At 63.2% G+C, this 7,109-nt stretch carries 6 protein-coding genes; 3 read left to right on the forward strand and 3 right to left on the reverse strand.

Annotated features, from left to right (window positions below):
- Window positions 1-168: 168 nt before the first annotated feature.
- Complete coding sequence (locus MUW49_RS03195) at window positions 169-1,308, forward strand: GGDEF domain-containing protein (protein ID WP_010673494.1); 1,140 nt, start codon at window positions 169-171, stop codon at window positions 1,306-1,308.
- Between the two features lie 30 nt (window positions 1,309-1,338).
- On the opposite strand, the gene MUW49_RS03200 is transcribed toward MUW49_RS03195, so the two are convergent.
- Window positions 1,339-1,587: a YciN family protein gene (locus MUW49_RS03200; protein WP_010673495.1), complete on the reverse strand. Its 249-nt coding sequence runs from the start codon at window positions 1,585-1,587 to the stop codon at window positions 1,339-1,341.
- 151 nt (window positions 1,588-1,738) lie between these two features.
- Window positions 1,739-3,118, reverse strand: coding sequence for an MATE family efflux transporter (locus MUW49_RS03205; RefSeq protein ID WP_053288166.1), 1,380 nt, complete (start codon window positions 3,116-3,118; stop codon window positions 1,739-1,741).
- A gap of 120 nt (window positions 3,119-3,238) precedes the next feature.
- Here MUW49_RS03205 and MUW49_RS03210 point away from each other — a divergent pair, with 120 nt between their 5' ends.
- Both MUW49_RS03210 and MUW49_RS03215 read left to right on the forward strand, forming a co-directional pair.
- Window positions 3,239-4,096 carry an AraC family transcriptional regulator gene (locus MUW49_RS03210; protein WP_041213342.1) on the forward strand — a complete coding sequence of 286 codons (858 nt, stop codon included), beginning with the start codon at window positions 3,239-3,241 and terminating at the stop codon, window positions 4,094-4,096.
- A gap of 55 nt (window positions 4,097-4,151) precedes the next feature.
- The gene (locus MUW49_RS03215; RefSeq protein ID WP_244812387.1) at window positions 4,152-5,846 is read left to right on the forward strand and encodes an NAD-dependent malic enzyme; all 1,695 of its coding nucleotides are present in this window, start codon (window positions 4,152-4,154) and stop codon (window positions 5,844-5,846) included.
- A 74-nt stretch (window positions 5,847-5,920) separates the two neighbouring features.
- On the opposite strand, the gene MUW49_RS03220 is transcribed toward MUW49_RS03215, so the two are convergent.
- Window positions 5,921-6,967 (reverse strand): OmpA family protein, encoded by a 1,047-nt coding sequence (locus MUW49_RS03220; protein ID WP_210538123.1) that lies wholly within the window; start codon window positions 6,965-6,967, stop codon window positions 5,921-5,923.
- Between the last annotated feature and the right edge of the window lie 142 nt (window positions 6,968-7,109).

The raw sequence follows: 7,109 nt of genomic DNA on the forward strand, positions 1-7,109 counted from the left end.
TAATTGAGCGCAAACTCGTTTATTTCTCGATGGGTTGAAACGTTTTCCTGTGGCGATTAAGATCCGCCGGTTTGTGTGAGACCGATCCCTCACAAAGGGGAGGGAGGCTGATGCATCAGAATGGGGACGGTGTAGAATGAGCCCTCGGTTCGAAGATGGAGACTCTGGATGCTGAAGCTGTCGGAGTTCTGGAGTGCCCGCGCCCACTCCGAAGATTTTACCCTGACCCGGATGGGCTTCATGACGGTGCGGCTGCGGCTGCTCACCTGTCTGCTGATGGCGGGGCTCCCGAGCTGGGCCCTGGTGGACTGGCTGACCCTGCCAGCCATCCAGTTCGAGGCGCTGTTCCAGGTCAGGATCTTCTGCCTGCTGGCCCTCTCGCCCCTCATCCCCCTCTCCTATCTCATCCACTTCAAGCGCGAGCGCATGAAGCTGGCGCTGGGCTACCTGATGGCGGTGATGATGCTCTTCTCCCTCATCTGCCTGCACAGCTTCGGCGCGGATCAGGAGATGCAGGCGGGCTACATGGCCTTCCCCTATCTGCTCATCAGCCTGTTCGCCATCTTCCCCATTCCCCTCTCCCTCAGCCTGCAACTGGCGGGGGGCATTCTGGCCACCATGCTGGCGGGCAACTGGTTGCTGGTGGGCCAGCCTCTTTGGAGCGTGCAGACCCTCAACCAGGTCTGGCTGCTGGGGCTCTTTGCCATCGCCAGCGCCTGGGTGCAGTGCGGCCAGCTCAACATGCTGCTGCAACTCTATCGGGAATCCACCACGGACGAGCTGACCGGCATGATGAACCGCCGCCTGCTGATGAAGCAGCTCGAGAAGGCGAGGGCCGCCATGATCCGCAAACAGGCCCCCTTCGCGGTGCTGCTGCTGGATCTGGACCGCTTCAAGCGCATCAACGACACCTTCGGCCATCTGGCGGGGGATGCGGTGCTCAAGGAGGTGGCGGCCACCCTGTCGGAGCAACTGGAGCCCGGCATGGTGCTCGGGCGTTACGGCGGGGAGGAGTTTGCCATCCTGTTGCCCGGTTGCACGGATCTGGCACAGGCCAAGCGGGTGGCGGAGCGGCTGCGGGTCGCGGTGGAAGCGAGGTTGGTGAAAAGCCCCACCTCCGACGAGCTGCTGGAGGTGACGGTGAGCATCGGTCTGACCCTGGCCCAGCGCGGCGAGGGGGTGGAGGATCTGCTCAACCGGGCGGACGAGTGCCTCTACATGGCCAAGATGGCGGGTCGCAACTGCGTGGTGGCCGAGGCAGGGAAACCCGCGGGCGATGCAGGGCGCACAAAAACGGATGCCGCCTGAGGGCGGCATCCGGTGATGACGGGGCTGGCGTCAGGCCAGGGTGTATTTGCCGGAGAGCTGCTGGGCCAGCAGCTTGAACATGTTGAACACCGCCATGGTCTTGCCGGTCGGGGTGCCGTCCTCTGCCAGGAAGAACTCCCCCTTGAACACCAGTATGTCCCCCTTCTGCTCCACCGAGTCGGCGCGCATGCCGTGGATGAAGTCCTCGTGTTCACGAATGATCTTGTTGGCCATCTCCAGCAGGGCAGTCTCGGTGATCCGCTCTTTTTGTGGTTGCATGCTCGTCTCCTTAAACGACTACTGGGCAGGGGCACAAGGGTCGGCATGGCCGGCGCACCCCGCCTCTGATTGAAGAGGGGGCCAGCATACTGCAAAGCGGGATTTTCTGTCATTGATATGACCCCGCATTTTCCCGCTTTGCGCTCTTCCCTTATCCCAGCACCAGATTGCGCAGCCAGCGGCGCTGGCGAATGCGGCGCTGCACCAGCAGCACCTTGGAGAGCTCCTCCAGCAGGACCACGGCCACCACCCAGGAGAGGGGCCAGCCCAGCAGGCTGACCGCCACCCAGGCCAGCGGCAGGCCGATGCACCACATGCCGACGATGTCGATGAAGATGCTGTAGTTGACGTCCCCCCCCGAGCGCAGCACCCCGACGATCCCCACCATGTTGAACACCTTGAGCAGCATGCCCAGACACATGATGGCGAGCACCTGGCCGGCCTCAGTCATCAGCTCGCCCGGCAGGTTGCCGACCCATTGCAGCAGGCTGCCCTGCATCAGCCAGACGGCGGTCCCCACCAGCAGGGCGCCGACGGGGGCCAGCAGCAGGAAGAGCTGGGAGTGCTGCCAGGCCTCGTCATACTCCTCTGCCCCGAGCCGGTGACCGAGCAGGGTGGAGCAGGCCACCGCCAGCCCGAAGAAGAGGGAGATGAGGATGCTCTCCAGCGTGCCGAGGGTGGTCATGATGGCCAGGGCGTCGGTGCCGAGGTGCGCGTAGAGGAAGCCGTAGAGCAGCATGCCGAAGGCCCAGAGCCCGTCGTGCAGCAACAGCGGCAGGGCGATCAGGGTGAAGCGCACCACCTCCTTGCGCCTGAAGGCGGCGAGCCAGTCTTGCTTACGCGGGATGAGACGGGGCTCGGCACGCCACACATAGGCAAGCAGCAGCGCGGTCTGGAGCAGGCGCGAAAGGGTGGTGCCCCAGGCGGAACCGGCTACTCCCATGGCGTCGGCGCCGAAATGGCCGAAGATGAGGGCATAGTTGAGGATGACGTTGGCGATGATGGCGATGATGCCGATGCGGGTCGGCGCCGCGGCATTGCCCACCGAGCGCAGGGCCGACTCCAGGGGCACCACCACGGCGGTGCAGAGGATGGTGGCGCCGGTGATCATCAGGAACTCGTCGGCCAGCTCGCGCAGCGCGGGCTCCTGGCTGGCAAACCCGAGCACGCTGCCCGGTGAGAACACATAGACGAGGGCAAAGGGCAGGCTCACCGCCAGGGCGCCCACCAGGGCCAGGGCCAGGGAGCGGCGCACCCCGGCCATCTCGCCACGGCCGAAATATTGTGCCGCCAACACCGAGACTCCGCCCGAGAGCCCCGCTATCACCAGCAGATTGAAGAAGAAGACCCGGTTGCCCAAGCCGACCGCCGCCACAGCCGTGGTGCCGAGCTGGCTCACCATCATGATGTCGATGAGGCCGAGCAGGGAGAACATCATGGATTGCAGCGAAACCGGCAGGGCCAGTCGCCACAGTCGCGTCATGAACTCGCGATCGGTGGTTTGTTTTAAAATCGCTTGCCAATAATTCATTTATGTTAACCGGGTTGGTAAAAATCAGGGTTTGTCGTGGGTATGATAGGGGTGATATCGGGAGGTTTCACTGTGAGCCTCTCTCGGCTTTCTTGTGCAAAACTATCCTGTTGAGGTGCTATGCCATTTATCAGCGAGTGTCTGGAAATCGCCCCGGCCTGCGAAGAGCGGATGCTGGGACGCGAAGGGCTGCCCCTGCTTGGGGAGGCGGGCGTCTTCCTGACCGGCCTCTCGACGATACGGGAGCACTACCTTATCCGCCGCAACCGACCGGAGTTTCACATCCTGATGGTGAGCCATGACGAGGGGGGCGCCCTGCTCACCGATGGCGGGGAGCAGCCCATCCCGGCGGGAGCCCTGGTCTTTCTCCCGGCCGCCGTGCCGGGGGGCCTCAGGCTGGTGGGGGAAGCCTGGCATACCAGCTGGATCCTGTTGGACGACGTGCCGCGCTGGCAGCATCTGCACCGGCTTGGCCATCGCATCTGGCAGGGGGAGGAGGGGGAGCAGCTCTACCATCTGCTCAGCCTGATGCAGGGGGAGGGAATACGTTCGCCACTCCAGCCCCAGCTGCTGAGCCTGCTGCTGGCGCTCTTGGAGCGAACCCTGCAGGGGGAGGTGCGCGGCACGCCGGAGCTGCGGCTGCAGGCGCTGTTTCGGCGGGTGGAGGCGCGTCTGGACGAGCCCTGGAGCGTGGCCCTGCTGGCCGACCAGATGGCCTGCTCGGTGCCCCATCTGCACCGGCTCTGCCAGCAGGTGTTCGGCATGGGCCCCATGGCCTGGCTCACCGGGCTTCGCATGAACAAGGCGCGCCAGTTGCTGCTCTACACCAACTGGCCGCTGGCCGAGTTGGCGGCCCGGGTCGGATACAGCGACGGCGCCAACTTTGCCAACCGTTTTCGCCGTCTGACGGGTCAGACTCCGGGGGCCTTTCGTCGACTGGGTCGCAAACCTTTCGCAAGGGAGGTGCAAACCCTTTGAAATTGTTGGCTCAAGCCCATAGGATCGACGGGCCACACAGTCAAGGTACAGATCCATGTTTGAAGATAATAATCAGAAACGTCCCCTCTACATTCCCTACGCAGGTCCAGCCCTGCTGGAGACGCCGTTGCTCAACAAGGGCAGCGCCTTCACCAGCGAAGAACGCAGCAGCTTCAATCTGGAAGGTCTGCTGCCCCAGAACATCGAAACCATCGAAGAGCAGGCAGAGCGTGCCTATCGCCAGTTCATGGCGTTTGGCAACGACATGGACAAGCACATCTATTTGCGCAACATCCAGGATACCAACGAAACGCTCTTCTACCGCCTGCTGAACAACCACCTCACCGAAATGCTGCCGGTCATCTACACCCCGACGGTCGGCAAGGCGTGCGAGGAGTTCTCCAACATCTATCGTCGTGCCCGCGGCCTCTTCATCTCCTATCCGGACAAGGACAGGGTCGATGACATGCTGCAAAACGCCACCAAGCAGAACGTCAAGGTGATCGTGGTCACCGATGGCGAACGCATCCTGGGCCTCGGGGATCAGGGCATCGGCGGCATGGGCATTCCCATCGGCAAGCTCTCCCTCTACACCGCCTGTGGCGGCATCTCCCCGGCCTACTGCCTGCCGGTGGTGCTGGATGTGGGCACCAACAACCAGCAGCTGCTGAACGACCCCTTCTACATGGGGTGGCGCCATCCGCGCATCTCCGGCGAAGAGTACGACGAGTTCGTCGATGCCTTCATCCAGGCGGTCAAGCGCCGCTGGCCGGACATCCTGCTGCAGTTCGAGGATTTCGCCCAGGGCAATGCCACCCCGCTGCTCAACCGCTACAAGGATGAGCTGTGCTGCTTCAACGATGACATTCAGGGGACCGCCGCGGTGACCCTGGGCAGCCTCATCGCCGCCTGCAAGGCCTCCGGTGCCAAACTCTCCGAGAAGCGGGTCGCCTTCCTCGGGGCGGGCAGTGCCGGGTGTGGCATCGCCGAGCAGATCGTGGCGCAGATGAAGGCCGAAGGGCTGACCGACGCCGAGGCGCGGGGCCGGGTCTTCATGGTGGACCGATTCGGTCTCATCACCGACAAGATCCCCAACCAGCTCGACTTCCAGCGCAAGCTCTCCCAGCCAGTCGAGCGGATCAAGGAGTGGCCGGTGGGGGACAACATCTCCCTGCTGGAGGTGATGGAGCACGGTCGCCCGGACATCCTGATCGGGGTCTCCGGCCAGCCGGGTCTGTTTACCGAAGAGGTGGTCAAGACCATGCACAAGCACTGTGCCCGTCCCATCATCTTCCCGCTCTCCAACCCCACTTCCCGGGTGGAAGCCACCCCGGCGGATCTCATTCGCTGGACCGACGGCCAGGTGCTGGTCGCCACGGGCAGCCCGTTCGCACCGGTGGAGTACAAGGGCAAGCGCTACGTCATCGCCCAGTGCAACAACTCCTTCATCTTCCCGGGGATCGGCCTTGGGGTGATCGCCTCCGGTGCCAACCGGGTGACCGATGCTATGCTGATGTCGGCCAGCCGTGCCCTGGCGGATTGTTCACCCCTGGTGAAGGGGGAAGAGGGCTCCTTGCTGCCGGATCTGGCGGACATCCATCAGGTTTCCCGCTACATCGCCAAGATGGTGGCCAAGACCGCCATGTTGCAGGGCAAGGCGGTGCAGACCCCCGATGATGTGATCGATCAGGCCATCGAGGCGAACTTCTGGCGTCCCGAGTACCGCCGCTATCGTCGTACTTCCTTCTGATCCCAAGGGGACAGACATGCAGAAGGGATGCCTCGGCATCCCTTTTTTGTGCACGGCGGTGAAGGAAGAGGAGGTTATTGTGCCGGTTGCTCGGCGGGGGCGGGCTCGGCAGGATTGCTGACGCCGGTGACCCGGATTTCGACCCGGCGATCCGGGGCCAGGCAGTCGATGAGGGCGGCCCTGGCCTTGATGGCATCACACTGGGTGCCGGTGACCGGGTTGCTCTCGCCGTTGCCCTGGATGCTCACCTTGTCTGCGGGCAGCCCCTTGCCAATCAGGAAGTTGGCGACCGTGCTTGCACGGGCCTCCGACAGTGCCTGGTTGTTGGCATCCGAGCCGATGCGATCCGTGTAGCCCATCACCACGGCGCTGCCATCCTTGGGTTTGACGTCGACGATCTGCTGGTAGAGGGCGTCGAGTGCCTGCATCCCCTCCGGTTTGAGCTCCGCCTTGCCAAAGGCAAACAGCACATCCGAACTCAGGTTGAAGGTCTGATCCACCGGCTCGGGAGCCGGGGGCGGCGGTGCCACAACCAGAGGCGCGGCCACCGGCACTGCGGCGACGGTGCGATTGGGGTGAAGCACCAGCTCGATGGTGGCGGTACTGATGTCGCTGACCCAGCGTTTGGTACCGCTGCCCACCTTGTCGTTGTCAGGATCGTCCCCGACTCGCACCATGTAGCGGTAGCGGGTCTGGATGTCTACCCAGTCGCTCAGTCTGGCGGTCAGGCCCAGACCCGCCAGGGGAGCCAGATTGTCATCCCCCCCGTTGACGGAGTCGACGTGATAGAGATAACCGCCCCCTTCGGCAAAGACAGAGAAGATGTCCCCCAGGGGCAAACGGCCAATGACCGACAGGGTGGCCCCCTTGCTGTTGAAGTCCTGGCCGGCGATATCCCAGTCACCGGTGGAGAGGTAGCCGAGCTCTGCCCCCAGATTCTCGTTGTAGTTGTAGCCGACAAAGGCGTTGATGGCGGTCGCGTCCTTGCCGACACCCTGGCTGAAATCATCGATGTCATGGGCAAAGGCCCAGCCACCCCCAGCCCCCACATACCAGTCGTGAACAGGTGCCGCCTGGGCGGCACTCGTCGCCAATGCCAATGCAATCCACACAGGTTTCATACCAATCAGATTAAAGATGTGATCTAATTGCTCTATTCTGGTTTCACTGTACTCAGTATGTCCGATCCAATCGATTTCTTGGCCCTCGCCAAGGCAGAAACCAACGCCAGGAAACGCATGCGATTCCTGGCGTTAGCACACT

Origin of the sequence: Aeromonas sp. LsrichE-8G (assembly GCF_022869435.1) — a bacterium.
Taxonomy (GTDB): domain Bacteria; phylum Pseudomonadota; class Gammaproteobacteria; order Enterobacterales; family Aeromonadaceae; genus Aeromonas; species Aeromonas caviae.

Coding starts and splice junctions, on each gene's coding strand:
- MUW49_RS03195 (WP_010673494.1), top strand. CDS start 169: ATGCTGAAGCTGTCGGAGTTCTGGAGTGCCCGCGCCCACTCCGAAGAT.
- MUW49_RS03215 (WP_244812387.1), top strand. CDS start 4,152: ATGTTTGAAGATAATAATCAGAAACGTCCCCTCTACATTCCCTACGCA.
- MUW49_RS03210 (WP_041213342.1), top strand. CDS start 3,239: ATGCCATTTATCAGCGAGTGTCTGGAAATCGCCCCGGCCTGCGAAGAG.
- MUW49_RS03220 (WP_210538123.1), bottom strand. CDS start 6,967: ATGAAACCTGTGTGGATTGCATTGGCATTGGCGACGAGTGCCGCCCAG.
- MUW49_RS03205 (WP_053288166.1), bottom strand. CDS start 3,118: ATGAATTATTGGCAAGCGATTTTAAAACAAACCACCGATCGCGAGTTC.
- MUW49_RS03200 (WP_010673495.1), bottom strand. CDS start 1,587: ATGCAACCACAAAAAGAGCGGATCACCGAGACTGCCCTGCTGGAGATG.